At 69.5% G+C, this 26,000-nt stretch carries 23 protein-coding genes and 1 pseudogene; 16 read left to right on the plus strand and 8 right to left on the minus strand.

Annotated elements, in window-relative coordinates; all coding sequences use genetic code 11:
* Window positions 1-40 precede the first annotated feature (40 nt).
* Both M3Q35_RS32190 and M3Q35_RS32195 read right to left on the minus strand, forming a co-directional pair.
* On the minus strand, window positions 41-580 hold the full coding sequence (locus tag M3Q35_RS32190) for a Clp protease N-terminal domain-containing protein (RefSeq protein ID WP_273936296.1): 540 nt from the start codon (window positions 578-580) through the stop codon (window positions 41-43).
* Entirely contained in the window at window positions 580-798 is a 219-nt protein-coding gene (locus M3Q35_RS32195; RefSeq protein WP_273936297.1) for a helix-turn-helix domain-containing protein, read from the minus strand. The genes M3Q35_RS32190 and M3Q35_RS32195 overlap by 1 nt, the downstream gene beginning before the upstream one ends.
* A gap of 54 nt (window positions 799-852) precedes the next feature.
* Between M3Q35_RS32195 and recD2 the strand changes: the two genes are divergently transcribed.
* Entirely contained in the window at window positions 853-3,042 is a 2,190-nt protein-coding gene (gene recD2 / locus M3Q35_RS32200) for an SF1B family DNA helicase RecD2 (RefSeq protein WP_379794254.1), read from the plus strand.
* A gap of 49 nt (window positions 3,043-3,091) precedes the next feature.
* On the opposite strand, the gene M3Q35_RS32205 is transcribed toward recD2, so the two are convergent.
* Window positions 3,092-5,287, minus strand: a complete 2,196-nt coding sequence (locus M3Q35_RS32205; protein WP_273936299.1) for an ATP-binding protein — start codon at window positions 5,285-5,287, stop codon at window positions 3,092-3,094.
* Between the two features lie 329 nt (window positions 5,288-5,616).
* Between M3Q35_RS32205 and M3Q35_RS32210 the strand changes: the two are divergent.
* From M3Q35_RS32210 to M3Q35_RS32260, 11 genes and pseudogenes are all read left to right on the plus strand, one after another.
* Window positions 5,617-6,036 (plus strand): annotated as a pseudogene (locus M3Q35_RS32210) (ROK family protein); the annotation flags it as partial.
* A 124-nt stretch (window positions 6,037-6,160) separates the two neighbouring features.
* Window positions 6,161-6,541 (plus strand): ROK family protein, encoded by a 381-nt coding sequence (locus M3Q35_RS32215; protein ID WP_273944538.1) that lies wholly within the window; start codon window positions 6,161-6,163, stop codon window positions 6,539-6,541.
* Window positions 6,542-6,590: 49 nt separating this feature from the next.
* Window positions 6,591-8,009: an aldehyde dehydrogenase family protein gene (locus M3Q35_RS32220; RefSeq protein ID WP_273936300.1), complete on the plus strand. Its 1,419-nt coding sequence runs from the start codon at window positions 6,591-6,593 to the stop codon at window positions 8,007-8,009.
* The gene (locus M3Q35_RS32225) at window positions 8,006-8,656 is read left to right on the plus strand and encodes a ThuA domain-containing protein (RefSeq protein WP_273936301.1); all 651 of its coding nucleotides are present in this window, start codon (window positions 8,006-8,008) and stop codon (window positions 8,654-8,656) included. The genes M3Q35_RS32220 and M3Q35_RS32225 overlap by 4 nt, the downstream gene beginning before the upstream one ends.
* 20 nt (window positions 8,657-8,676) lie before the next feature.
* Window positions 8,677-9,972: an ABC transporter substrate-binding protein gene (locus M3Q35_RS32230; RefSeq protein WP_273936302.1), complete on the plus strand. Its 1,296-nt coding sequence runs from the start codon at window positions 8,677-8,679 to the stop codon at window positions 9,970-9,972.
* Window positions 9,972-10,841: a carbohydrate ABC transporter permease gene (locus M3Q35_RS32235; RefSeq protein WP_273936303.1), complete on the plus strand. Its 870-nt coding sequence runs from the start codon at window positions 9,972-9,974 to the stop codon at window positions 10,839-10,841. The genes M3Q35_RS32230 and M3Q35_RS32235 overlap by 1 nt, the downstream gene beginning before the upstream one ends.
* Window positions 10,838-11,689 (plus strand): carbohydrate ABC transporter permease, encoded by an 852-nt coding sequence (locus tag M3Q35_RS32240; RefSeq protein WP_273936304.1) that lies wholly within the window; start codon window positions 10,838-10,840, stop codon window positions 11,687-11,689. The genes M3Q35_RS32235 and M3Q35_RS32240 overlap by 4 nt, the downstream gene beginning before the upstream one ends.
* A gap of 9 nt (window positions 11,690-11,698) precedes the next feature.
* Window positions 11,699-13,423 (plus strand): helicase-associated domain-containing protein, encoded by a 1,725-nt coding sequence (locus M3Q35_RS32245; RefSeq protein WP_273936305.1) that lies wholly within the window; start codon window positions 11,699-11,701, stop codon window positions 13,421-13,423.
* A complete protein-coding gene (locus M3Q35_RS32250; RefSeq protein ID WP_273936306.1) occupies window positions 13,420-14,346 on the plus strand; it encodes an endonuclease/exonuclease/phosphatase family protein in 927 nt (308 codons plus the stop codon). Before M3Q35_RS32245 ends, M3Q35_RS32250 begins: the two co-directional genes overlap by 4 nt.
* 72 nt (window positions 14,347-14,418) lie before the next feature.
* Complete coding sequence (locus M3Q35_RS32255; protein WP_273936307.1) at window positions 14,419-16,470, plus strand: DNA gyrase/topoisomerase IV subunit B; 2,052 nt, start codon at window positions 14,419-14,421, stop codon at window positions 16,468-16,470.
* 36 nt (window positions 16,471-16,506) lie between these two features.
* Window positions 16,507-18,990, plus strand: a complete 2,484-nt coding sequence (locus M3Q35_RS32260) for a DNA gyrase/topoisomerase IV subunit A (protein ID WP_273936308.1) — start codon at window positions 16,507-16,509, stop codon at window positions 18,988-18,990.
* A 45-nt stretch (window positions 18,991-19,035) separates the two neighbouring features.
* On the opposite strand, the gene M3Q35_RS32265 is transcribed toward M3Q35_RS32260, so the two are convergent.
* Together M3Q35_RS32265 and M3Q35_RS32270 are read right to left on the minus strand one after the other, a co-directional pair.
* Complete coding sequence (locus M3Q35_RS32265) at window positions 19,036-20,220, minus strand: FAD-dependent oxidoreductase (protein ID WP_273936309.1); 1,185 nt, start codon at window positions 20,218-20,220, stop codon at window positions 19,036-19,038.
* The gene (locus M3Q35_RS32270) at window positions 20,217-20,810 is read right to left on the minus strand and encodes a PadR family transcriptional regulator (RefSeq protein ID WP_273936310.1); all 594 of its coding nucleotides are present in this window, start codon (window positions 20,808-20,810) and stop codon (window positions 20,217-20,219) included. Before M3Q35_RS32270 ends, M3Q35_RS32265 begins: the two co-directional genes overlap by 4 nt.
* Window positions 20,811-21,007: 197 nt before the next feature.
* On the opposite strand from M3Q35_RS32270, the gene lysA reads away from it, so the two are divergent.
* Window positions 21,008-22,345, plus strand: coding sequence for a diaminopimelate decarboxylase (gene lysA / locus M3Q35_RS32275; protein ID WP_273936311.1), 1,338 nt, complete (start codon window positions 21,008-21,010; stop codon window positions 22,343-22,345).
* 219 nt (window positions 22,346-22,564) lie between these two features.
* Window positions 22,565-23,068, plus strand: a complete 504-nt coding sequence (locus M3Q35_RS32280) for a macro domain-containing protein (RefSeq protein WP_273936312.1) — start codon at window positions 22,565-22,567, stop codon at window positions 23,066-23,068.
* A gap of 16 nt (window positions 23,069-23,084) precedes the next feature.
* Here the strand turns inward: M3Q35_RS32280 and M3Q35_RS32285 are convergent, their stop codons facing one another.
* The 3 genes from M3Q35_RS32285 to M3Q35_RS32295 form a co-directional block, all read right to left on the minus strand.
* Window positions 23,085-23,354 (minus strand): DUF4143 domain-containing protein, encoded by a 270-nt coding sequence (locus M3Q35_RS32285; protein ID WP_273936313.1) that lies wholly within the window; start codon window positions 23,352-23,354, stop codon window positions 23,085-23,087.
* A gap of 122 nt (window positions 23,355-23,476) precedes the next feature.
* Window positions 23,477-23,785: a hypothetical protein gene (locus M3Q35_RS32290; protein WP_273936314.1), complete on the minus strand. Its 309-nt coding sequence runs from the start codon at window positions 23,783-23,785 to the stop codon at window positions 23,477-23,479.
* Entirely contained in the window at window positions 23,782-24,075 is a 294-nt protein-coding gene (locus M3Q35_RS32295) for a hypothetical protein (RefSeq protein WP_273936315.1), read from the minus strand. The genes M3Q35_RS32290 and M3Q35_RS32295 overlap by 4 nt, the downstream gene beginning before the upstream one ends.
* A gap of 105 nt (window positions 24,076-24,180) precedes the next feature.
* On the opposite strand from M3Q35_RS32295, the gene dusB reads away from it, so the two are divergent.
* Complete coding sequence (dusB, locus tag M3Q35_RS32300; RefSeq protein ID WP_273936316.1) at window positions 24,181-25,314, plus strand: tRNA dihydrouridine synthase DusB; 1,134 nt, start codon at window positions 24,181-24,183, stop codon at window positions 25,312-25,314.
* 68 nt (window positions 25,315-25,382) lie between these two features.
* Window positions 25,383-25,868, plus strand: coding sequence for a hypothetical protein (locus M3Q35_RS32305; protein ID WP_273936317.1), 486 nt, complete (start codon window positions 25,383-25,385; stop codon window positions 25,866-25,868).
* Window positions 25,869-26,000: the final 132 nt, after the last annotated feature.

The raw sequence follows: 26,000 nt of genomic DNA on the forward strand, positions 1-26,000 counted from the left end.
GACCACGCTGCCGGCGAACCCTGTCAGAACATGGCAGGGTTCAGGCCGCCCGGCCCAATCCGTCCAGCAGAGCCTGGCGCAGGGCGTCCGGCGAGACCCCGACATCGGTAATGATCTTGGCGGCCCGCCCGTGGCCGTCACGCAGGATGCCGAGCAGGACATGCTCGGTGCCGATGGTGTTGCTGCCCAGGTGCACAGCCTCCCGCAGCGCGAGCCCCAGCACCTTCTTCACCCGCGGCGAGACGCCGACACGACCACGTCGACCAGCGGGCATGGCCCGCCGCAACGCATCGGACCCGAAGGTCTCGGTGATGCGCGAAAGCACAGCGTCCAGGTCGATCCCGACGGTCTTCAACGCATCGGCGTCGGCCGACCCGAGCACGCCCGCGCCGGTCAGCGCCGCGGCGATCCGTTCTCGGGTCAACCCGGCGGCGACCAGGGCGTCGTGCGCGCCGCCGGGCTGCCAGGCCAGCGCCAGCAGCAGGTGCTCGGTGCCGAGATGCTTGTGCCCCAACGACTGCGCCTCGTGCCGGGCCTGCACGACGGCGTCACGGGCCGGGCGGCTGAACCGTTCGAACATCATTCCTCCTGACGGTTGGAGTACTTCTTGTGCACGGCCTGCTTGGTGACCTCGAGCGCCTCGGCGATCTCCTGCCACGACCAGTTCTGCCGCCGCGCATTGCCGACTTGCAGTGCCTCCAGCGTTTCTGCTAGCCGGCGCAGCGCGAGCGCGGCCCGCAGGCCGGTGCGCACATCGGCACCACTGGCGGCGGCCGCGAGCTCGTTCATGTCGGTCACATCGTCAACATTAGTTGACGAGAATCGCGCCGTCAACCAAGGTTGACGCCTACGATGGGGAGCGTGACCGTCGCGGAGGGTGTGGTCGACCGCCTCATATACGTGGGGGCGGACGGCTACACGGTCGCAATCCTGACCACCGGCGAGCGCAGCGAGACGAAGATCGCCGGGACGGTGCTGCACGGCCTCCAACCCGGCGAGACCGTGCGCGTCGATGGCGACTGGACCACCAGCGGCACACTCAAGGTCGACGAATGCGAACGGGTGCTGCCGGCGACTGTGCACGCGATCCGCCGCTACCTCGGATCAGGTCTGGTCAAGGGAATCGGCCGCAAACTGGCCGACGCCATCGTGGACACGTTCGGCGACGACACCCTGGACGTGATCGACCGCGAGCCGAAGCGCCTGCTGGAGGTGCACCAGATCGGCCGCGAACGGCTGGCGAAGATCATCGCCGCCTGGGCCGACCAGCGCGCGGTCCGCGAGGTCATGGTGTTCCTCCAGGGCGTCGGCGTCAGCCCGGCGCTGGCCGTGCGTATCCACCGCAAGCTGGGCGAACAGTCGCTGCACGTGGTCCGCAACGAGCCGTACCGGCTGGTCGAGGAGGTCTGGGGCATCGGCTTCGCCACCGCCGACACGATCGCGCTGGCCGCCGGCATCCCCGAGCAGAGCCCGGAACGCATGCAGGCCGCCGTGCTGCACACGTTGCTCCAGGCCAGAACCATGGGCGGCCACTGCTTCCTGCCGGTGACGGAGGTGCTCACGCACACCACGGCGATGGTGGAGCAGGACGAGGAGCTGATCCGCACGGCGCTGCATGCCTTGCGGCGCAGGAGAAAGGTCGTGCAGGAGCAGATCGGCGGCCGGGACGTGGTCTTCTCGGCCCACCTGCACCAGCAGGAGACCATGTTGGCCGACAACGTGATGCGGCTGCTCGGCACGCCGTCGTCGCTGCCCGGCAAACCGAAGTTCGACAGCCCGGAGTTGGACGACAGGCAGCGTCAGGCGTTGGAGATGGCCCTGACCAACACCGTGTCGATCCTGACCGGCGGTCCCGGCTGCGGCAAGAGCTTCACCGTGCGGCACATCGCGACCACGGCCAAGGCCGCCGGCGCGAAGATCACCCTGGCCGCGCCGACCGGCCGGGCCGCGCGGCGGCTGTCCGAGCTGACCGGCATGCCGGCGATGACCGTGCACCGGATGTTGGGGCGCAACGCCGAACCCGAGGACGACGGCGGCCTGTTCGACGTGAACGATCCGCTGTCGGCCGACCTGATCGTGGTCGACGAGAGCTCGATGCTGGACGTCGGCCTGGCCGACGCGCTGGTCGACAAGATCCCGGCCGGCGCGCACCTGCTGCTGGTCGGCGACGTCGACCAGCTGCCGAGCGTCGGACCCGGCTCGGTGCTGCGGGACCTGCTCGACGTGCCGGACGTGCCGCGCACGCACCTGAGCCGCGTCTACCGGCAGGGCGCCGGCAGTGGCATCACCGCCAACGCGGTGAACGTGCGGGACGGCGTGCCGCCGGTCAACAACGCCAAGTTCTGGTTCGTGCCGGCCGAGGACCCCAAGGACATCGCCGAGACCGTCGTCGACATCGCCACGCGGCGGCTGCCCGCCGCGTACGGCATCGAGCCGAGCAAGGTGCAGGTGCTGTGCCCCGGCCGGGCCCGCGAGGTCGGCGCGCTCCACATCGGACGGCTCCTCCAGGACGTCCTCAATCCGCACCAGGATGGCGATCCGCAGTACTGGTCCGACGACCGTGCCTTCCGCGTCGGCGACCGGGTCATGCCCATTCGCAACAACTACGACAAGGGCAAGGCCGGTGTCTTCAACGGCACCGCCGGCACCGTGACCGCACTGTCCCTTGAGGACCGTCTGCTGGAGGTGACGCTGGAGGACGGCGAGGCCGTCGAGTACGACTTCGACGAGCTGGAGGAGCTCGCCCACGGCTACGCCATCACCGTGCACCGCTCGCAGGGCAGCGAATACCCGTACGTCGTCGTGCCGCTCAGCACCAGCGCCGGTCTGCTCCTGCTGCGCCGGAACCTGTTGTACACGGCCATAACCCGGGCCAAGGCCATGGTCGTCCTCGTCGGCCAGCCGAAAGCCCTGCGCATCGCCGTCGAGCAGACCGGCGGCCGCCGCAACACCGCCCTGACCTGGCGCTTCACCGGCGAAGACCTCGCCGCCGGCGTACTGCCGCCGCTACGCGAGGACCACGGCCAGGTGGCGGCGTTCTGATCTGCCGGAAACCGGATTTCGGTGTGCCTGAGAGCGTGACTCGCGGGGGTTAGAGCCGGGCGCGGATCTCCGCGGCCTGCGTGTCCTCGGCTTCGCCGCGGGCTTCCAGGATGACCAGGGCCTGGGTCCACGCCTGACGGGCCTCGTCGGAGCGGCCGACGTCGGACAGGAGCTGGGCGTACGCGCAGAGGGCGGCGACCTCGGCGACGGAGTCGCCGCACTGGCGGGCGGCGTTGGTCGCGCCGACGAAGTCGCACAGGGCGGCGTCGTAGGAGCCGAGGGTCTGGTGGGTCTCGGCGGAACGGGTGAGCATCTGGGCGACGCCGGGCAGGCTGCCGAGGGAGGTCATGATCGACGCGGCCTCGGTGAAGGAGACCAGGGCCTCCTCGTACGAACCGAGGGCGGCCTGCATGTCGCCGAGCACCCCGAGCAGCAGGGCCCGACCCTCGGAGTTGGCGGTCTCGGCGAAGAGCTCGACGGCGGCCTCGGAGTAGTCCTTGGCCTCGGCGATCTCGCCACGGTCGATGGCCAGCAGCGCGGAGCCGGCGAGCGACCAGGCCAGCCCGGGCCGGTCGCCGCAGCGCTCCCGCAGCCGGCGGCCGAGGGCGTAGTGCTCCAACGCGCCGGCCAGGTCGCCCATCCGCCGGTAGCCCTCGGCAAGGTTGGTGGCGACCCAGCCATGGGCGTAGTCGTTGCCGGCGGAGGCCTCCAACGCGAGCTGGTGGCTGGCGATCCACACGCCCCACGGCTGGGTCAGCAGCAGATAACTCCACAGCTCCAACGGCAGATGCCAGGCCACCTCACGCTGCCGGTGTCGCAGGGCCAGCCGCAGCACGGGCAGCACGTTGGGCAGCTCGGCCTTGCACCACGCCATGGCGTCCGGTTCGGACTCGAAGTGCGGCGGCTCGACGTCCGCCAGCACGTCGGCCACCACCAGGGGGTTGTCCCGGTACGGCGCGATCACCTTGCCGGCGGCCGAGTAGCCGTGCAGGTACCAGCTGGCCAGCCGGGCCACGGCGGCGTCCGCCTCGGGGTCGGAATACGCCAGCTCGGCGGCGTAGTCGGCGACGAGGTCGTGGAACCGCCAGTGCCCGCGCCGGGGGTTGTGGATCAGGTGCGCGGCGGCCAGCCGGTCCAGGAAGCGCCGGGCGGCGCCGACCCGTACGCCGGCCAGCGCGGCTGCGGCAGCGACGCTGAGATAGGGCCCCCGATGCAGCCCGAGCAGCCGGAACATCCGCGCGGTGTCGGGATCGAGCCGCCCGTACGACCAGGAGATGATCGTCCGCGCGGGCGTGGCGTCGGCGACGTCCAACGCGTCCAGACGGGAGTCGTCGAGCTCGGACAGCAGCTCGTCCAGTTCGGACGACGCGACCCGCTCGGCGGCGATCCGCAACGCCAGCGGCAGGTGCCCGCAGCGCCGGGCCAGCTCCCCCAAGCCGTCGGAGGACACCGAGCCCCGGTGGCCGATGATCGTGGCCAGCAGCCGTACCGACTCGGCGGCGGCCATCGGCGCGACGGTGATGCGCGCGGCCCCGGTGCGCATGGACAGCCCGGACAGCCGGTCGCGGCTGGTGACCACGACGGCGCAGCCGCCGATCCCGGGCAGCAGGTGCAGCAGCTGGTAGGAATCGGCCGCGTTGTCCAGCACGAGCAGCGTCCGGGTCGGGGCCAGCGCCGACCGCAGCAGGCTGGCCCGCTGCTCCAGCCGCGCCGGCAGGTTCTCCACGCCCAGCGACGTCAGCAGCTCCTCCAGCACGTCGGACGGCGTGGCCGGGTCGTTGGCCGAGTGCCCGCGCAGGTCGGTGTAGAGCTGCCCGCCGGGGTAGTCGTGCGCGATGGAGTGGGCGAACCGCAGGGCCAGGGCGGTCTTGCCGGCGCCGGGCGGCCCGTCGATCGTCACCACGATCGGGCCGCCGGTGTCGCCGAGGTCCCGCACGGCCGAGTTCAGCGCGGCCAGCTCCGCGTCCCGCCCGACGAACCGGGCCGGCGCGGCCGGCAGCTGGGCCGGCGACCGGACCAGGGCCCGGCGGGCCAGATGGATCAGCTGACCCTCGGCCCCCAGTGCACTGTCCAGTGCACGTGCATGCTGCTCGGTCGGCTTGCGGCGGCCGTTCTCCAGCCGGGACAGCAGCGACTTGTCGTAGCGGACCACGGCCGCGAGGTCGGTCAACGACCAGCCCAGCGCCTCCCGGCGGGTGCGCACGGCGTGGCCGAAGCCCTCGCCGATCGACTCCCGGGTCGCCATCGGTCCACTCTCCCGCATCGCCGCGTTGCGCCCAACAGGTGCGATGTGAACGCTATCGGCGAGAAGTTTGGCAAGATCCCACTGTGGCAGCGAAACAGACCACCCGTGAGCTGCGCCGACGCAACCGGTCGGCGCTGCTGTCCCGGCTGTACCTCCAGGGCCGGGGCAGCCGCCTCGAACTGGTGGACTCCTCCGGGCTGAGCTCGTCGACGGTGAGCAACGTGATCTCCGATCTGATCGCGGACGGCGTGGTCGAGGAGGCCGGCTCGGCCGAGTCCGAGGGCGGCCGGCCGCGCACCGTGCTCCAGGTCCGCCGGGACTACGGGCACGTGATCGGCGTCGACATCGGCGAGACGCACATCGAGGTCGGTCTGTTCGACTGCGCCCTGAACACGGTGGCCACCGCGACCTACCCGATGGACGGCAACCTGGAGCCGTCGCACGTGGCCGAGCTGATCCTGGCCGGCATCACCGAGGTGGTCAGCACCTCCGAGGTGTCGATCCTGGGCGTCGGCATCGGCGTGCCGGGTTCGGTCGACGGCGACGAGCTGGTGCACGCGCCGACCTTCGGCTGGCGGGGCGTGCCGCTGGCCAAGATGCTGGCCGACGGCGTGAACGCTCCCTTGTACGTCGACAACTGCGCCCGCACGCTGGGCCAGGCCGAGATGTGGCGGGGCGCCGGCCGCGGCTCGACGCGGGCGGTGATCGCGCTGCTCGGCGTCGGCGTCGGGGCCGCGCTGGCCGTGGAATCGGACTCCTACCAGGGCGTTTCCAGCTCGACCACGGAGTGGGGCCACACCGTGGTGCACGCCGGGGCTGGCCTGCCGCTGCGGCTCGCAGGGCTGTCTCGAGGCGTACATCGGGGCCGAGGGGATCCTGGACCGCTATCTGGCGCTGCCGGGCAGCGAGCCGTTCGCGGCGTTGGACACCGAGGCCCGCATGCGGGAGCTGGCCGCGCGCGCGGAGCAGCCGGGGCCGGCGGCCGAGACGATGGCCGCCACTGCCGAGTACCTGGGCATCGGCATCGCCAACCTGATCAATCTGATGTCGCCGGACCGGGTGGTGCTGTCGGGCTGGGTGAGCCTGTCCATCGGCCACTCGATCCTGGACGCCGTCCAGGACGCGGCGGCCCGGCACACGCTGAGCTACCTGCGCGACGGGACCCGGATCGAGCTGGGCCAGCTCGGGCCGGAGGCGGTCGCGCTGGGCGCGGCCACGCTGCCGGTGATGCGCTTCCTGGCCAACGGGGGCTAGCCCGAAACAGAGTATTGACCCGTCGTTCATCCGCGACTTACCTTAAGACATGGATAAAGTCGCGGACGGGCTGCTCTACGTCGGTGGAACGTTCCGTGCGGCGGATTCGGGCCGCACCGCGCCGGTGTACGAGAAGGCCACCGGCGCCCAGATCGGCAGCTACGCGCTGGGCACCGCGGTCGACGTGGACCGGGCCGTCAAGGCGGCCCGCGAGGCGCAGCCGGCCTGGGCCGCGCTGGCCGGTGCCGAACGCGCCGCCTACCTGCGCAAGTTCGCCGACTACCTCCAGGCCAACTTCGACGACCTGGTCGAGCAGAGCATCCGCGAGACCGGCGGCGTCCGCTACAAGGCCGAGGACGAGGTCGGCACCAGCATCCGCCAGCTGGCCATCTCGGCCGTGCAGGCCACACAGACCGCGGGCGACATCCTCCAGCCGTACAAGGCGGGCAAGCTCTCGCTGTCCCGGGCGGTGCCGCTGGGCGTGGTCGGTCTGATCACGCCGTGGAACTACCCGATGAACCTGGCCATGCGGGCGGTCGCGCCGTCGCTGGCCTTCGGCAACACCGTGGTGCTCAAGCCGGCCGAGCTGACCCCGTTCATCGGCGGCCTGGCGCTGGCCCAGGCGGCCGACGCGGCCGGCTTCCCGCCGGGCGTGTTCAACGTGGTCACCGGCGACGGCCTTGACGCCGGCAAGGCGTTGGCCGAGCACCGCGGCCTCGACCTGATGGACTTCACCGGCTCCCGCGAGGTCGGGTTGGAGATCGCCGCCGCGGCCGCGGTCGACCTGCGCAACATCCGGCTGGAACTGGGTGGCAGCAACGCTTTCGTGGTGCTGGACGACGCCGACGTCGAGCTGGCCGCGTCCTGCGCGATGATCGCCTCGTACGAGTTCCAGGGCCAGACCTGCATCAGCGCCAGCCGGCACATCGTGCAGCGCACGGTGGCCGACGCCTACCTGGAAGCGTTGGTGGCGCGGGCGTCCAAGCTCCGCGTCGGCGACCCGATGGACCCGGAGACCGACCTCGGCCCGCTGATCAGCGAACGGCAGCGCGACCGGGTGCACCAGAAGATCGTGCAGCCGTCGATCGACATGGGCGCGAAGGTGTTGACCGGCGCGGAGTACGACGGCCTGTTCTACCGGCCGACCGTGCTCACCGACGTCACGCCGGAGATGCCGGCGTTCACCGAGGAGATCTTCGGCCCGGTCGTCCCGGTGACCGTGGTGGACACCGAGGAAGAGGCCATCGCCGTCACCAACGGCCTGCCGATGCTGATGAACTCCGTCTTCACCAAGGACCTCATCCGCGGCATGGACGTGGCCGAGCGGCTCCAGGCCGGCGAGGTGCACGTCAACGACGCGCACGCCCGGCACGGCGCGGAGAACCAGATGCCCGGCTTCACCAAGCGGCAGTGGATCGGCGTGCAGCGCACGCCGCTGTCCATTCCGGACTGGGCCGGCCGGCGGTGAGCAGGGCACTGGTCGTCCGCGGCGGCTGGGAAGGACACAGTCCGGTCGAGGCGACCGAGATGTTCCTGCCCGGACTGGCCGACGCCGGCTTCGACGTGGAGATCGCCGAGGATCTGGACGTCTACACCGACGCCGGAAAACTGGCCGCGGCCGACCTGATCGTGCAGTGCTGGTCCATGGGCCGGCTGACGCCGTCGCAGTGCGACGGTCTCGTGACAGCCGTGCGCAACGGCACGGGTTTCGCCGGCTGGCACGGCGGTGTGGTGGCGACCTTTCAGGACAGTCCCGACTACCTGCGGATGGTCGGCGGCGTTTTCCTCCACCACCCACCGGAGTTCGAGCACTACGAGGTGCGGATCGTTCGGTCGCAGTCGGATCATCCGATCGTCGCCGGGCTGCCGGACTTCACCGTGCACACCGAGAAGTACTGGATGCTCAGCGATTCGCTGAACACGGTCCTGGCCACCACCGAGTTCGGGCCGCCGGACGGCCCGACGACCATGCCGGTGGCCTGGACGAGGAACTGGGGCGCAGGAAGGATCTTCTTCTCCGCGATCGGGCACCGCACCGAGGACCTCTGGGATCCGGCGGTGTACACATTGACCCATCGCGGTCTGGTCTGGGCGAGCCGACAGGTAGTTCAGTGAGATTGAGCGGAGACAGGGCTATGCGGAGTCAGTGGCGACTCGCCGGCGCTTTGGTTGCCGGCGCTCTGCTGGTGACCGGCTGCGGCGGCGGTGGCGGAAGCGACCAGCCGGCGGCGGACGGCAAGGTCAACCTGACCTTCTGGGACTGGGATCCCAACATGGACAAGGTGGTGGCGATCTGGAACCAGGCCCACCCCGACATCCACGTCACGCTGTCCAATCCGGCCGGTGGCGACCAGCTGGTCAGCAAGATGATCACCGCCCACGAGGCCGGCAACGGGCCGGACATCGCCAAGGTGGAGTACCAGTCGCTGCCGGCGCTGGTGGCCAAGGGCGTGGTCGCCGACATCACCCAGTACACCGGTGACGCGGCCAAGGACTTCGACGACACCACCTTGAAGGCGACCAAGTTCGAGGGCAAGGTCTACGGCGTGCCGCAGGACGTGGCCCCGCTGATGTTGTTCTACCGCACCGACATCTTCGACCAGAACGGTCTGAAGGTGCCGACCACGTGGGACGAGTTCAAGCAGACCGCGGCCGATCTGCACGCCAAGGCCCCGCAGGTCGCGATGACCAACTTCGACGCCGCCGACCCGGGCTGGATCACCGGCCTGATGCAGCAGGGCGGGGCCGACTGGTGGTCGGCCAGCGGCACCACCTGGAAGGTCGCGATCAACAGCGCCCAGTCCAAGAAGGTCGCCGACTACTGGCAGGGTCTGGTCACCGCCGGCACCGTGGCCAAGAACCCGTCGTTCTCGCCGCAGTGGAACAAGCAGATGAACGAGGGCCAGATCGCCACCTGGATCTCCGGCGCGTGGGCCCCGGCGCAGCTGGGCGGCATCGCGCCCAACACCAAGGGCAAGTGGGCCGTCGCGCCGCTGCCGGCGTGGACCGCGGGCGACAAGACCACCGGCATCTGGGGCGGCTCGGCCACCACGGTCACCGCCGACTCCAAGCACGCCGCCCAGGCGGCGCAGTTCGCGGCCTGGCTGAACACCGACGACAAGGCCGTCACCGCGCAGATCCAGAACATCAACGTCTACCCGGCCGCCACCTCCGGCCGGTCGCTGCCGATCCTGTCCCAGCCGCCGGCCTTCTTCCCCAACCAGGCCAACTACTACGACCTGGTCAAGCAGGCCGCGCCGAGTTCGCGCAGCTTCTCCATCTGGGGCCCGAACGTGACCGTCACCTTCAGCGGGTACACCGACAAGTTCGGCGCCGCACTGCAGAACAACACCTCGTTCTCCACGGCCCTGGACGACATCCAGAACGCGACCGTGGCGGACATGAAGAAGCTCGGGTTCACGGTCAGCTGATGGCCGCGCGCAACCGGGCCAAGCTGCCCTACCTGCTCGTCCTCCCAGCAGTCGCGCTGCTCGCACTGTTCGTGGTGGCGCCCGGCGTCTACGCCCTCGTGCTGAGTTTCCAGGCACGCAAGGTGACGGGCGGGCTGCTGGGAGGCGGCAGCAAGCTGGTCTTCGTCGGTCTGGACAACTACGGCCTGGCGCTGGCCGATCCGGAGCTGTGGTCGAGCATCGCGCGCATGGTGTTGGTGGCTTTGCTGTTCATCCCGGCCACCGTCGGCTTCGCGCTGCTGTTCGCCCTGCTGCTGGACGTGCCGCGGGTCAAGCTGGCCCGCAGCTCGCGGCTGGCCATCTTCCTGCCGTACGCGGTGCCGGGCGTGATCGCCTCGCTGATGTGGGGTTTCATGTACCTGCCCGCGACCAGCCCGATCGGCGGCGACCACATCGACTTCTTCGGCGCCAGCACGGTGTTCTTCTCGGTGGCCAACGTGGCGGTGTGGGGCTCGGTCGGCTTCAACATGATCGTCATCTTCACCGCGCTGCGGGCGCTGCCGTCCGAGCTGTACGAGGCGGCCCGCATCGACGGCTGCTCGGAGCTGCGGATGGCGTTGCGTATCAAGGTTCCACTGGTGCTGCCGGCGATCGCCATGTGCACGCTGTTCACGGCGTTGGCCTCGTTGCAGCTGTTCAACGAGCCCAACACGTTGCGGCCGCTGTCCAACGCCGTCTCCTCGACGTGGGTGCCGCTGATGAAGATCTACGAGGACGCGTTCGTGAACTCGGACGTGAACAAGGCCGCGGCGACGTCGGTGCTGTTCGTGATCGCCGCGCTGGCCGTGTCGTTCGTGGCCTCCCGGACCGTGTCGAGGGTGAACCGGTGACAGTGCCAACGACTTCGGGTCGCATCAGGCTTCTCCCGACAGCGGCGCTCATCCTGGGCGCGATCTACTGCATCGTGCCGACACTGTGGATCCTCATCGCGTCCACCAAGTCCAAGACGGACCTGTTCTCCACGGCCACGTACCTGCCGTCGTTCAGCGCCGGCATCTGGCACAACATCGTCGACCTGTCCACGTACCAGAACGGCATCTTCTGGCACTGGATGCTCAACAGCTTCGGCTACGCGCTGATCGGCGGCGTCGCCGCGTCGCTGGTGTCGGCCGCCTGCGGCTACGCCATCGCGCTGTACGAGTTCCGCGGCCGCAAGGTCGTGTTCAACGTGATCCTGGCCTGCGTGCTGCTGCCGCAGATCGTGCTGGCCATCCCGCAGTACCTGCTGCTGTCCAACGTGGGCCTGACCGACAGCTATCTCGGCGTGCTGCTGCCGCAGCTGTTCAACCCGTACGGCATCTACCTGTGCCGGATCTACGCCGCGTCCTCGGTACCGCAGTCGCTGCTGGAGGCCGGCCGGATCGACGGGGCTTCGGAGTGGAAGCTGTTCCACTCGGTCGGCCTGCGGCTGATGGGGCCGGGGCTGATCACCGTGTTCCTGTTGCAGTTCATCGCCATCTGGAACAACTTCCTGCTGCCCTTCGTGATGGTGAACTCCGACGACAAGTTCCCGCTGACGGTCGGGCTGTACAGCCTGCTGCGGCATGGGGCGGCCGAGGCGTCGCTGTACTCGCTGGTGATCACCGGCACCTTGTTGTCGGTGCTGCCGGTGATCGCGCTGTTCCTTTCGTTGCAACGCTACTGGCGGCTGGATCTGGTGACCGGCGCGCTCAAGTAGGTTGGCCGGGTGGAGTTCGACGAGCACCTGGCCGGTCTGGGCGAGGCGGCGCTGGCCGCGCTGCTGCGGGCCCGGCCGGACGTGCTCGTCGAGCCGGTGCCGCGCGGCTTCGCCCAGCTGGCGCAGCGGCTGTCCAGCGCATCGTCGCTGGTCGCGGTCTTGCAGACGCTCAACCGGGACCAGTTGGTGGCCGGCGAGGCGATCACCGTGGGCCGGCAGCACCAGCTCGATCCGGCCCTGTTCCGCGCCGTCCTGCCGCAGCTGCGGGCGTTGGGCCTGGTCTGGGGCACCGACCTGCGGCTACCGAAGCTGCTGGCCCAGCACTGGTCGTCCGACAAGGGCCACGGCACCGAGCTGACCGGGCCGCCGTTGTTGCCGCTGAGCAGCGCCGATGCCGCCGTGACGACCCGGGCCGGGCAGGCCGCCGCGGCCGCGGTGCTCGACGGCGTCACATCGCTGCTGGACAAGGCAACCTCCCGGCCGATCACCGCGTTGCAGAAAGGTGGCATCGGGAGCAGGGAGCTGTCCCGGCTGGTCCGCGAGCTGGCGGCCGAGCCGGGATCGGTGGCGCTGTGGCTCGACATGGCCGGCGCGTCCGGCCTGCTGGGCACGGTCGACGCGGGCTTCGCGCCCACCACGGACTACCCGCGGTGGCGGGACGGCGAGCCGGCCCAGCGGTGGGCGCAGCTCGCCATGGCCTGGTATTCGCGGCCCGAAGGCAGCCCGGTGCGGCGAGCCCTGCTGACCGCCGCGGCCGGCGGCCTGTCCGTACGGGCCGTGGTTCGGGAAATCGACTGGTTCTGCCCCGATCAGACCTCGGACGACGTCACCGCGGCTTTGACGGAGGCGGAACTGCTCGGCGCCGTTGCCGCCGACAGCCTTACTGAGCTGGGCGAATACCTGATCGGTCGGCTTTCGGAAGTCGTGCTGCCGGCGCCGTCCGCGGGCGTGATCCTGCAATCCGATCTGACGGCGGTCGTGTCCGGAACCGTGCCGCCGGTGATCGCCGCGGCAGCTCTGCGTGAAGGCGGGGCGGTGTGGCGGTTCTCCGCCGCCAGCATCCGGTCCGCCCTGGACGCCGGCTGGTCGGCCGAGGACCTGTTGCGCGAGCTCGATCCCGTGCCGCAGCCGCTGGCGTACCTGATCAACGACGTGGACCGCCGGCACGGCCACGTGCGGGTGCGGGAGGTCCGCTGTGTCGTGACGGCCGACGAGGCGACCGCCGCCGAGATCGCGCACCGGTTGCCCGGCTTCACGTTGCTGGCCCCGACCGTGCTGTCCAGTTCGGACAGTTCCATGAACGTGCTGGCACTGCTGCGAAAAGCCGGCTACGCACCGGTCGGCGAAAGCCCGGCCGGCGCGGTTGTGGTGGAGCACAAGGTCGAACACCGCGCCGTGCCGACGATGGCCGTCGCCGACACGCTGACGGCCGAGGAACTGGCCGCCCGGCTGATCGCCGAGCCGCAGGTGCCGATCGAGGGCGGTCCCACCTTCGACCGCCTCTCGGGGCAGAATCGAAGCTTGAGCCAGGTCGAGCTGGCGCTGCTGGCCGACGCGATCGACCGCGAGGGGGACGTGGTGATCGGATACCGGGACCGCACCGGCAACCGCACGGTACGCCGCATTCGTCCGGAACAGCTGCTGGGCGGCTGGCTGGACTCCTGGTGCTACCTGCGCGAGGAAGAGCGGGAGTTCGCCGTGGCCAACATCGAGTCCGTCGAGGCCGCCAGGTGAACCGGGGCCGACAAGCGGCGCTGATCGCCTGCGCCGTGGCGCTGGGCTGCGTCGCTGTGCTGGCCGTCACCCGCCTCTTCGGCTTCGACGACGGCACCTACCTGGCCGTGCCCATCGCGCTGCTGCCGTACGTGGGCCTGCTCACGGCCGCGCTGCTGGTGACGCTGCTCGCACTGCGCGGCCGGTGGCTGACCGTGGCCGCGGCGGCGCTGCTCGTGGTGCAGATCGCCTGGTTCGTGCCCCGATTCGTGCGCGACCACCAGACCGTGCCGGACGGCGCCCCACACCTGCGGATCGGCACCGTCAACACCCATCGCGGCGGGGTCGAGCCGCTGGCCCTGGTGTCGCTGGCCCACGACCAGAACCTGGACGTGCTGGTCACCGAGGAGCTCGACGCGCCGGCGATCAAGGGCCTCGACGACGCGGGGCTGGCCAAGCTCTTTCCGTACCGGGAGCTGCACCCGGAGAACGACACCTCGATCTTCTCGCGGCTGCCGATCGTGCGCGGCGGGCCGACCACCCTGGCCACCACCTGGCCCCAGACCCAGGTCACCGTGCGCGTGTTAGGCCGTGACATCCCGATAACCGGCGTGCACACGTACTATCCTGTCGGAGGCCCGGGGCTCTGGGCCCAGGACATGTCGGCGCTGCGGGCCGTGGCCGGCCGGGACGCGATCGTGCTCGGCGACTTCAACGCCACCGTCGATCACTCGCCGCTGCGCTCCCTGCTGGCGGCCGGGCTGGTCGACACGCACGCCGAGCTGGGCCGAGGCTGGGCGCCGACCTGGCCGGCGGCATTCCCGCTGGTCCAGATCGACCACGTGCTGCACGGTCCCGGCTGGGCCGCGGTGTCCGCGAGCGAACACCTGCTGCCGGGCACGGATCACCGGGCGGTGGTGGCCGAACTGGCGCTGCTGGGCTGAACTGTCGGGGCCGGGGACTACCCTCGGCGTTGTTTGGGCATCGGGCTAGAGACGATCTGGGAGAAAGACCCTGTGACCGCTGAGACTCTTTACGGGGCCGACGACCTGACGCACCTGGAGGGTCTTGAGGCGGTCCGCAAGCGGCCCGGCATGTACATCGGGTCCACCGACAGCCGGGGCATCAACCACCTGTTCACCGAGGTGGTCGACAACTCGACCGACGAGGGCATCGCCGGTTTCGCCAGCCGCGTCGTGGTCACCCTGCACGCCGACGGCAGCGTCCAGGTCGACGACAACGGCCGCGGCATCCCGACCGGGGTGCACGCCAAGTCCGGCCTGTCCGGCGTCGAGCTGGTGCTGACCCGGCTGCACGCCGGCGGCAAGTTCGGCGGCTCCGGCTACAAGACCTCGGGTGGTCTGCACGGCGTCGGCGCGTCCGCGGTCAACGCCCTGTCGCACCGGTTCGACGTCGTGGTCAAGCAGCTCGGCAAGGTGCACCAGATGTCGTTCGCGCACGGTGTGCCGGGCGTGTTCGACGCACCGGGGCCGAAGGCCAAGTTCACCCAGCAGTCCGGCCTCCAGGTCACCGGCAAGATGAAGCGCGGCGAGTCCAGCGGCACGTCCATCCGGTACTGGTACGACGCGCGCTACTTCGAGAACAACGCCGCGCTCGACCGCGAGGCCGTGAAGGCCAAGCTGCGCAACACCGCCTTCCTGGTGCCCGGCGTGACGTACGTGCTGCGCGACGCCACCGAGGGCTCGATCACCGAGGAGTCCTTCCACTACCCCAACGGGCTGTCGGACATGGTGGACTTCCTGGCCCCGTCCGGCGAGAAGCCGGTGTCCGGCACGCTGTTGGTCAACGGCGAGGGCACCTACTTCGAGAACGCCGCCGACGAGAACGGCGTGATGCGGTCCAAAGTGGAGCGTCGCGCCGAGGTCGAGGTGGCGCTGCGCTGGGGCACCGGCTACGAGCGCACCGTGGAGTGCTTCACCAACACCATCCGCAACATGCACGGCGGCACCCACCGCCGCGGCTTCGACCGCGCCGTGACCAAGGCCGTGCAGGACGCCATCTCCAAGACCCGCGGGCTGCTCAAGCCCAAGGAGGACATGCCGACGCTGGAGGACGTGCTCGAGGGCATGACCGCCGTCATCCACGTGCGCATCCCCGAGCCGCAGTTCACCTCGCAGACCAAGGACGAGCTGTCCACCGCCGGCATCACCAAGGTGATCCAGGGCGTTGTCGAGCGGCACGTCAAGGCGTGGAGCGAGGACAAGCGGACCAAGACCGAGGCCAAGACCGTGCTGCAGAAGGTGGTCGACGCCGCGCGCGTGCGGCTGACCCAGAAGCAGCAGAAGGACGCCGCCCGGCGCAAGACCGCGTTGGAAGGCGCGGCCATGCCGCCCAAGCTGGTCGACTGCCGTACCACCGGCGTCGCCCGCAGCGAGCTGTTCCTCGTGGAGGGCGACAGCGCCCTCGGTTCGGCCCGGATGGCCCGGGTGTCGGAGTACCAGGCGCTGCTGCCGTTGCGGGGCAAGATCCTCAACGTGCAGAAGGCCAACCTGGCCGACACCCTGCGCAACGCCGAGATCGCCTCCATCGTGCAGGTGCTCGGGGCCGGCACCGGCCGTACCTTCGACCTGTCGGCGATGCGCTACGGCCGGGTGATCCTGATGGCCGACGCCGATGTCGACGGCTCGCACATCCGGACCCTGCTGATCACCTTGTTCGCCAAGTACATGCGGCCGGTGATCGAGGACGGCCGGCTGTACGCCGCCATGCCGCCGCTGCACAAGCTGACCACCAAGGGGCGCAACAGCGAGACCGTCTTCACCTTCACCCAGCGGGAGATGGAGAGCAAGCTGGCCGAGCTGGAGAAGGCCGGCAAGCAGGTCGTCACGCCGGTGCCCCGGTTCAAGGGCCTTGGCGAGATGGACGCCGACGAGCTGTGGCACACCACCATGAACCCGGCCACCCGCTCGGTGCGCCGGATCACGCTCACCGACGCCGAGGCCGCCGAGCAGACGCTTGAGCTGCTGATGGGCGAGAAGGTCGAGCCCCGCCGCAACTGGCTGGTCGACTCGGCCGCCCGCGTCGACCAGTCCGCGATCGACATCTGACCGGTCCGCTTCCCGGAGTAGGAGAACAGGCAAGACATGGCACGCCGCAGCAAGGGCTCCGTGACCAAGGTGGACCCGTCGGCCTTCGACCGCGCCGGCGCCACCGTGCTGGACACCCCGGTCACCAACGAGATCGAGGACTCCTACCTGGAGTACGCCTACTCGGTCATCCACTCCCGCGCTCTCCCCGACGCGCGCGACGGCCTCAAGCCGGTCCACCGCCGCATCCTGTATTCGATGCACGAGCAGGGATATCGGCCCACGCACGCCTACGTGAAGTCCTCACGTGTCGTCGGCGACTGCATGGGCAAGTACCACCCGCACGGCGACCTGGCCATCTACGACGCCATGGTCCGTATGGCACAAGACTTCTCGCTGAACGCGCCGCTGGTCGACGGGCATGGCAACTTTGGTAGCCCGGACGATGGACCGGCCGCGTCGAGGTACACCGAAGCGCGGATGTCCAACGAGGCCATGCTGCTGGTCGGCGAGCTGGGTGAGGAGACGGTCGACTTCCGGCCGAACTACGACGGCTCGCTGGAGGAGCCGTCGGTGCTGCCGGCGGCGTTCCCCAACCTGCTGGTCAACGGCACGTCCGGGATCGCGGTCGGCATGGCCACCAACATGATCCCGCACAACCTTGGCGAGGTCGTGGCGGCGGCGCGGTGGCTGATCAACCACCCGGACGCGTCGCTGGACAAGCTGATGGAGTTCGTGCCGGGGCCGGACCTGCCGACCGGCGGCATGCTGCTGGGCCTTGACGAGGTACGCAAGGCCTACGAGACCGGCCGCGGCGTGGTCCGGATGCGGGCGCGGGCCGAGACCGGGCCGCTGGAGGGTTCGCGCGGCCGGCAGGCCATCACGGTGACCGAACTGCCGTACGGCGTCGGCCCGGAGAAGATCATCGAGAAGATCACCGACGAGGTGACGAAGTCCAAGCGCCTCACCGGGATCGCCGACGTCAAGGACCTGACCGACCGGGAGAACGGCACCCGGCTGGTGATCGAGTGCAAGGTCGGCGTCAACCCGCAGGCACTGCTGGCCGACCTGTACCGGTTGACGCCGCTGGAGCAGTCCTTCGGCATCAACAACCTGGTGCTGGTGGACGGCCAGCCCCAGACGCTGGGCCTCAAGGCGCTGCTGGAGGTCTTCCTCAAGCACCGCTACGAGGTCGTCACCCGGCGCACCCGCTACCGCAAGCGCAAGCGCGAGGAGCGGCTGCACCTGGTCGAAGGTCTGCTGAAGGCGTTGCTGGACATCGACAAGGTGATCCGGCTGATCCGCAACAGCGACAACGCGCAGGCCGCCCGCGACGGGCTGATGAAGCAGTTCAAGCTGTCCGAGATCCAGGCGTCGTACATCCTGGACACGCCGCTGCGCCGGCTGACCAAGTACGACAAGATCGAGCTGGAGTCGGAGCAGGAGAAGCTGACCGGCGAGATCGCCGAGCTGGCCAAGATCCTGGACGACCCGGCGGTGCTGCGCAAGGTCGTGTCGACCGAGCTGGCCAAGGTGACCAAGGACCTGACCTGGGAGCGACGGACCGCGCTGATCGACGGTGACCTCAAGGAGGTGCTGGCGGCGTCCAAGCCGGCCGGGCCGCTGGAGGTCGCCGACGACCCGTGCCAGGTTCTGTTGTCCGCCACCGGTTTGGTCGCGCGCACCGCGGCCGAGTCGGAGGAGGCGTCCGAGGCCCGTCGCCGCAACGGCCGGGCCCGCAACGACGCCGTCGCCGCGGTCGTGCACACCACCGCCCGTGGGCAGATCCTCGTGGTCACCAGCAAGGGCCGGGCGTTCAAGACCGATGTGCTGCCGCTGCCGGTGTTGCCCGAGCAGGTCGGCACCGTGTCGTTGAGCGGCGGCATGGCCGCCAGTGAGCTCGTGCCGTTGGACAAGGGCGAGCGGGTCGTCACCATCGCGCCGATGACCGACACCACTTCGCCCGGCTTGGCCGTCGGCACCCGTCAGGGCGTGGTCAAGGTCTGCTCGCCGGAGTGGCCCGTGCGGTCGGACGAGTTCGAGGTGATCACCCTCAAGGACGGCGACGAGATCGTCGGCGCCACGTGGCTCACCGACGGCAGCGAGACTCTGGTCTTCGTGTCGTCCGATTCTTCCTTGCTGCGCTACGAGGCCGGTCTCGTTCGGCCCCAGGGCCTCAAGGGCGGCGGCATGGCCGGCATCAAGCTCGCCGGCGACGCGCACACCGTGTTCTTCGCCGCCGTCCGCACCGACGATGACGAGCACGGCGAGCCCATGGTCGTCACCGCCACCGGCAACACCGTCAAGGTCACCCCGTTCGCCGAGTACCCCGCCAAGGGCCGCGCCACCGGCGGCGTGCGCACCCACCGTTTCCTCAAGGGCGAGCACGCTTTGCGCCTGGCCTGGATCGGCTCCCGCCCGGCCGGTTCCACCGACACCGGTTCGTCGGTGGAGCTCCCCGAGGTCGACACCCGTCGCGACGGCTCCGGCCACCCGCACCCCGGTCCGGACGTCGTCGGACACCTGGTCGAACGAGGCTGAGGTTTGAAGGGGCGCGCCGGTTTTCGACCGGCGCGCCCCGCCGGCTCAGCCGGTTACTTTGGCGTCCCAATCGATGCGGTAGCGGTGCAGCCAGCCGAACATCTTCTCCGGCTTCAGGAACAGCTTCATCGCGATCGGCGCTATCAGTCCCATCAGCGCCTTGGCGGCGCGGCCGTTCACCTTGTCCTGGTTGACCTTTTCGCCGTACGCGGCAACCTTCTCCACGCGCGGCCGGCGCAGCTTCTCGTATGTCTCAAACGCTTGCGGCACCGGCAGATCACGGAGGCACCGCGCCAACTCGACCGCGCTCTCGATGGCCATCGACGCGCCCTGGCCGGTGCTGTTGGACGGCACGTGCGCGGCGTCGCCGACCAGCACGATGCGATTCGTGTGCCAGATCGGGGCGCTGGGCATGATGTGCATGCTGCCCAACACGACCATGCTGTCGGTGGTGGCTCGGCCCAGAATCTCCCGCGCCGGATAGTCGTCGCCGTAGAGCTCACGCATGCGGCGCAACCATTCCGCCGCGCCGATGCCCCGCGCTTCCTCTCCGGTGATCGGCTCGGCGCTGGGCACGTTGGTGAACCAGCCGGTGTCACCGTCCTCGGTCAGCGCGTAGCCGAGGAATCCTCGCTTGCCTTGAGCGAAGTAGAACTCGTCCTCAGCCAGGCCGAAATCGTTGCCCGGAACGGAACCGCCGAAGCCCAGCAGGCCGGTGTAGCGCGGGCCCGGGGCGTCCGGGTCGATCAACGTGCGCACCGTGGAGTGCACGCCGTCCGCACCGAGCAGGATGTCACCGTCGGCGGTACTGCCGTCGGAAAAGCGTGCGGTGACACCATTCTCGGTCTCGGTGACGTCGACCAGCCGCTTGCCGTGGTGGAGCTTGATGCCGGCCTCGGCCGCGCGTTCGGCCAGCAGCCGGTACAGCTCCGGCCGCAGCACTGTCTGGCTCGGATTGGCCGGGTCCAGCTCGTCGAACGCCCCGAACCGCTTGCCACGGCCGTCGGTCATCACCATGCGGCGGTTGGGCCGGCCGATCGTGCGGACGGCATCGGCCGCGCTGACGATGCCCAGCGCGTTGATCCCGTTCGGCGCGATCATGAGCCAGCCGCCGACGCCATCCGCCGCCTGCTCGTACGCCTCGAAGATCTCGGCGTCGATGCCGGCCCTGTGCAGTGCGAGCGCGGCCACCGGTCCGGTGATGCCGCCCCCGATGATCAGTGCTTTCATGTTCTCCCCCTGAAGAATTCGTGCCACATCCGTTGGTAGTCGGGTCCCCCGACCCGTTCGGCCAGGCGTGCGACGTAGTCACGCTCCGCCTCACGCATGGCCAGTCGGTATTCCTCCTCGATCAGGAACCACCAGTCCAGGCCCTGCTCCGTGCACTGCCGGATGCCGTTGCCGGTCTCCTCGACCTCCGCGGTCAGCGCCGCCAGCCGTTGACCCAGTAGCTGGACCGTCTCCTCCGGCGGCAGCACGGTCAGCAGCGACAGCGCCACCCCGAAGCTCGGGTACTCGTGCACCGGTGTCGCCACCAGCTCGCGCATCCAGTCGTACAGCTCGGTCCGCCCGGCGTCGGTGATCGCGTAGATCGTGCGCTCGGGGCGCTGGGTGTCGCGGACCGTCTCGTGCTCGGCGATGAAACCCGCCTTGGTCAGCTGCTCGACGACCATGTAGAGCGAGCCGCGGTTGTACTTGATGTCCCGGTCCTTGCCCTGTTCCTTGAGCTGACGCCCCATCTCGTACGGGTGCATCGGCTGCGCGAACAGCTCCGCCAGCACAGCCAGCGCCAGCGGATTGGACACCTTGCGTCGTTTCACCGTCTCTCCAATTGGTCAGGATCAACTATCCATGTCTGACTAGCCAGTGTCAACCATGTGGCCGGGGCCACCCGGCCGTCACCATCGCGACAACGTGCTCCCCGCCGGCGTCATGACCGCGTACACAACCCCTCCCCACCTGCGCTTTCCGGAGTCTTCTTGGCATCGAAGGACCGATACCGACACCGGAGGACACGATGACTCTCGCCGAGCTGATACCCACGCTGGGTGGGTCGCTGCGCGGACACCTCGAGCCCGGGATCTGGCCGCGGTCCACCGCGCACGGCGTCGACGGCGACCTGCTGCTCGGCGGCGTCCCGCTCACCCAGCTCGCCGCCCGTTTCGGCACTCCCGCCTATCTGCTCGACGAGCTCACCGTTCGACAGCACTGCCGCGACTACCGGTCGGCGCTGCCCGACGTCGAGATCGCCTACGCCGGCAAGTCCATGATCAACCGTGGCGTGCTGCGGTGGATCGCCGAGGAGGGCCTCTCGCTCGACGTCTGCTCGGCCGGCGAGCTCGCCGTCGCTCGGGCCGTCGCCTTCCCCGCGTCGCGGATCATCTTCCACGGCAACGTGAAGACCCCCGAGGACCTCAAGGCCGCCGTCGCTTACGGCGTCGACCGCATCGTCGTCGACTCCCTCGACGAGATCGAGCAACTCGGCGCCTTGGCCCGTTATCCGCAGAACGTGCTCATCCGGGTCACTCCCGGCGTCGACGGCCATACCCACCGGGCCATCGCCACCGGCGTCGAGGACCAGAAGTTCGGCTTCTCCCTTGCTTCCGGCGCCGCCGCCGAGGCCGTCGGCCGGGTGCTCGCCCAGCCCAGCCTCCGCCTCGTCGGGCTCCATTGCCACATCGGCTCGCAGATCTCTCGCGTCGCCTCTTTCGAGGAGGCCGCCCGGCGCATGGTCGCTTTCATGGCCGCTTTGCACGTCCAGTACGGCATTTCCTTGCCCCAGCTCGATCTCGGCGGCGGGCATGCTGTTCCTTACCGTTGCGGCGATCCTTCTTTCGACCTGCACGGCTACGCCGACCGCATCCTCCGCGCCGTCAATTTCGAGTGCTCCTCACACCAGCTTCCTTTGCCCCGCCTCACCATCGAGCCCGGCCGCGCCATCATCGCCGCCGCCGGTATCACCCTCTATCGCGTCGTCACCGTCAAGCACGGCGTTTCTCGCACTTTCGTCGCCGTCGACGGCGGTATGAGCGACAACCCCCGCCCTTCCCTTTACGGCGCCCGCTATTCCGTCCGCCCCGTCGGCCGCCACTTCTCTGCCATCTCGCGCTCCGCCACCGTCGTCGGCCGCCACTGCGAGGCCGGCGACATCGTCGCCGAGGACGTCCCCCTACCTTCCGACCTCCGCGCCGGCGACCTCCTCGCCGTCCCTTGCACCGGCGCGTACCACCATTCCTTGGCCTCCAACTACAACATGGTCGGCCGTCCCCCCGTCGTCTCGGTCCGTGACGGCTCCGCCCACCTCCTCATCCGCCGCGAAACCGAGGACGACCTCCTGTCCCGCGACCTCGGCTGATTCCCACTTATCCACAGCCCCCCACCCCCGACTTCCTCTATCCACAGGCAAACCTCCACCAAGATCCACTTCGCCCCACCCGCGGTAGAATGGAGCCGGGACGCCGCCCCAGGGATGGGGCGGGGGCTGGGTTATTGCCAGGCGATCTTTCGCCCGCAGCGGATCCGCCCACGGCGAAGTCGGCCGCACGGCGTCCTCGCCGCCGCGAGAATTCCCCTCATGGCCGTCATCGAAGTCGTGCTCGGCGACATCACCCAGGAACGTGTCGATGCCATCGTCACCGCCGCCAACGAGTCCCTCCTCGGTGGCGGCGGCGTCGACTGGGCGGTGCATTCCGCCGCCGGTCCCCGCCTCGCCCAGGCCGGCGGCGCCATCGGCCCATGCGATCCGGGCGACGCCATGGCCACGCCCGCCTTCGACCTCTACCCGCCCGTCAAACACGTCATCCACACCGTCGGCCCCGTCTGGGACGGCGGCGCCTACGGCGAGGCCGACATCCTCGCTTCCTGCTACCGCCGCTCCCTCGAAGTAGCCGACTCCCTCGGCATACGCAGCATCGCCTTTCCCGCCATCGCCACCGGCCTGTACGGCTACCCGGTCCGCCCCGCCGCCCGCATCGCCCGCGAAACCCTCGCCGCCACGGCGACCAAGGTGGAGCTCATCCGCCTGGTCGCCTTCGACGAGGAGACCTACGAGGCATTGTCCGACCTGGCCCCGGCCTGACCGGCTCGACGAAGAATCACTCCGGCGATGCGGTCCACAGCGCACTGATCGGGAGGCAGGCGAGGTTCTCACCGAACGGGAGTTGCTGGTCACCGCAGTAGAGGACGAAGCCGGCGCGGAAGCGGTCGCCGAGACGACGCTGGAGCAGTCGCAGGGCCCGGAAGTCGTCGGTCCGCACGGTCTCGGCCGCCTTGACCTCGATGGCGATCACCCGCCCGGCGTTGTCCTCCAGCACCGCGTCGACCTCGTAGCCGTCACGGTCCCGAAAGTGGTACAGGCGGGGCATCGTGTCGCTCCACCTTTCGTGGATCTGCCGAAGACTTCTCCGTGGATCTGCCGAAGATCATGTCGTGGATCTTCCGGAACTTCGGCTGCCCGAAGTCAGCACACTGACAGGCAAATTCGACGTCAGGGATGCGGGCCGATCGTCACGATCGTGATCTGGGCGTCGTCGGGGCCGTATATCCACCAGATCCGCCACGCCGAAGGAGTCTTGTTCTCCACATAGGACTCCCAGAGTGTCACTCCACCGGGCCCCGGCACGGACTGGTAGTCGTGTGAATGAAGACCAGGATGACGGGGTCCGGCGTCCTGCAACAGCCGAAGTGCCTTGCGCACCTTCTTGAGCTTCGCCTCGTACTGCTTCTTGGCGCGCAGATCGTCGAGCACGCGTTCGGCTTCGCGGGTGAACAGCAGGTGGAACGGTGGAGCACTCACTCGTCGTCTGCATCCTCGTCGTCGGCCGTGACCCAATCCAGTGACCGGGCCTTGCCCTCAGCGGCGTCAGCGAGCCCACGGAACAGGGATGCCCGTAGCTCGTCGTTCTCCCACACCAGCAACTCCCGCTTCGGGATGCTGGCCAGCGGCGTCAGCAGGATCGCGCCTTCGTCGTTCACGGATACGGCATAGCGGTCGTTCTTGTGCGCGCCGGCCTTGCCCACCGCTACCCGCGCACGCTCGTCCGCCGTGACTTCGGCCACCGGCCGGAAGTCGTCAAGCATGGTCATGGCGGCCCCCTCTCGACTCCGCAAGGATAGCCGCGATGTGGGTAAATGGGTAATCCCCCGTCGGGGTGGACTCAGAGCGGGGTCTCCATCCCGCACAATGGAGGTATGAGCACCTCGGCGATGACCCTTCGGATCGGCCCGTACACGGTCGACCCGCCGGTGGTGCTCGCGCCGATGGCGGGGATCACCAACACGGCCTTCCGTCAGCTGTGCCGGCAGTACGGGGCGGGCCTGTACGTGTGCGAGATGATCACGACGCGGGCGCTGGTGGAGCGAGACGCCACGACGATGCACATGATCACGTTCCACCCGGACGAGCAGCCGAGGTCGCTGCAGCTGTACGGGGTGGATCCGGTGACGATGGGCAAAGCGGTCCAGATGATCGTGGACGAGGATCTGGCCGATCACATCGACATGAACTTCGGGTGCCCGGTGCCGAAGGTGACGCGCAAGGGCGGGGGCGCGGCGCTGCCGTACAAGCGGCGGCTGTTCGGGGACATCGTGGCGGCGGCGGTGAAGGCCGCGGAGCCGGCGGGGATTCCGGTGACGGTGAAGTTCCGGATCGGGATCGACGACGAGAACCTGACCTACCTGGACGCCGGCCGGATCGCGGAGGCGGAGGGGGCGCAAGCGGTTGCGCTGCACGCCCGGACGGCATCGCAGCGGTACTCGGGCCAGGCGGACTGGTCGGCGGTCGCCCGGCTGAAGGAAGCCGTGAAGACGATCCCGGTGCTGGGCAACGGGGACATCTTCAAGGCCCAGGATGCCCTGGACATGGTGGCGAAGACGGGCTGCGACGGCGTGGTGGTGGGCCGGGGCTGCCTGGGACGGCCCTGGCTGTTCGGCGAGCTTCAGGCGGCGTTCCGAGGGGAACCGCTGCCGGAAGGCCCGAAGCTGGGTGAGGTGGCGGGGATCATGCGCCGTCACGCTGAGCTGCTGACGGAACACTACGACGAGCACAAAGGCCTGCGTGACCTGCGCAAACACATGGCCTGGTACCTGCACGGCTTCCCGGTGGGCTCGACGCTGCGCCGCGGCTTCGCGATGGTCTCGAACCTCCAGGAACTGGACGACCTGATCGGCCAACTGGACCACGACGTGCCCTTCCCGGCGGAGGCGGAAGGCCCCCGCGGCCGTCAGGGCTCGGCGGCGAAGGTGGTGCTGCCGGAGGGCTGGCTGGACGACCCGGAAGACGCAAGCGTGCCGGCGGGCGCCGAGATGATGCACAGCGGCGGCTGACGACGGTGCCTGACGCGAGCGGGCCTACGCGGGAGGCCGGCAGAGGCGGCAAGCGGAGGCGGGCGACGGTGCCTGGCACGGGCGGGCCGACGCAGGAGGTCGACGGAAAAGGCCGGCGGGGGCGAGCGGTGCTGGCCGGCGTCGCCCTCGCGGCGCTGGCGCTGAGCGGGTGCTCGGTCGACGGTCAGGCGCAGGCCTCCCCGGATCCGGCGCTGGTGACGGCCTACTTCCACGATCTGGACAACGCGGCGAACCAAGGCGTGCAGCAGGAGCAGAGCTTCCTGACGGCCACTCAGGTGCCGGCGTTCGCGGATCGGGTGTGCAGCCTGAACGGGGTCACGATCACGGCGGACCCGACGCTGAGCACGCTGCGGGCGGAGCCCGGCTGGACGCCGCCGGGCTCGGACAAAGCGCTCAGCGGCCGCGTCTACGTGGTGGCGGTGACGCTCACGGTCCGTAAGGGGAACGCGGTGGTGGGCACGCAGATCGGCTCGCAGCGCGTGGTAGTTGACGGGGGAAAGACATACAGCTTCGCCCCCTGTCCGGCCCAGTGACGGTACTCACATACGCCCATCCGTGTTACTGAGGGTCAGCGTTTCGGGCCACCAACCGGTCAGCCAGTCGAGGGAAAAGCGCCCCGGCCGGCCCCCGTGACTCAAGCCGCGCCGCCGCCAGGACGACACCAC

The sequence above is a fragment of the Kutzneria chonburiensis genome (assembly GCF_028622115.1).
Lineage (GTDB): Bacteria > Actinomycetota > Actinomycetes > Mycobacteriales > Pseudonocardiaceae > Kutzneria > Kutzneria chonburiensis.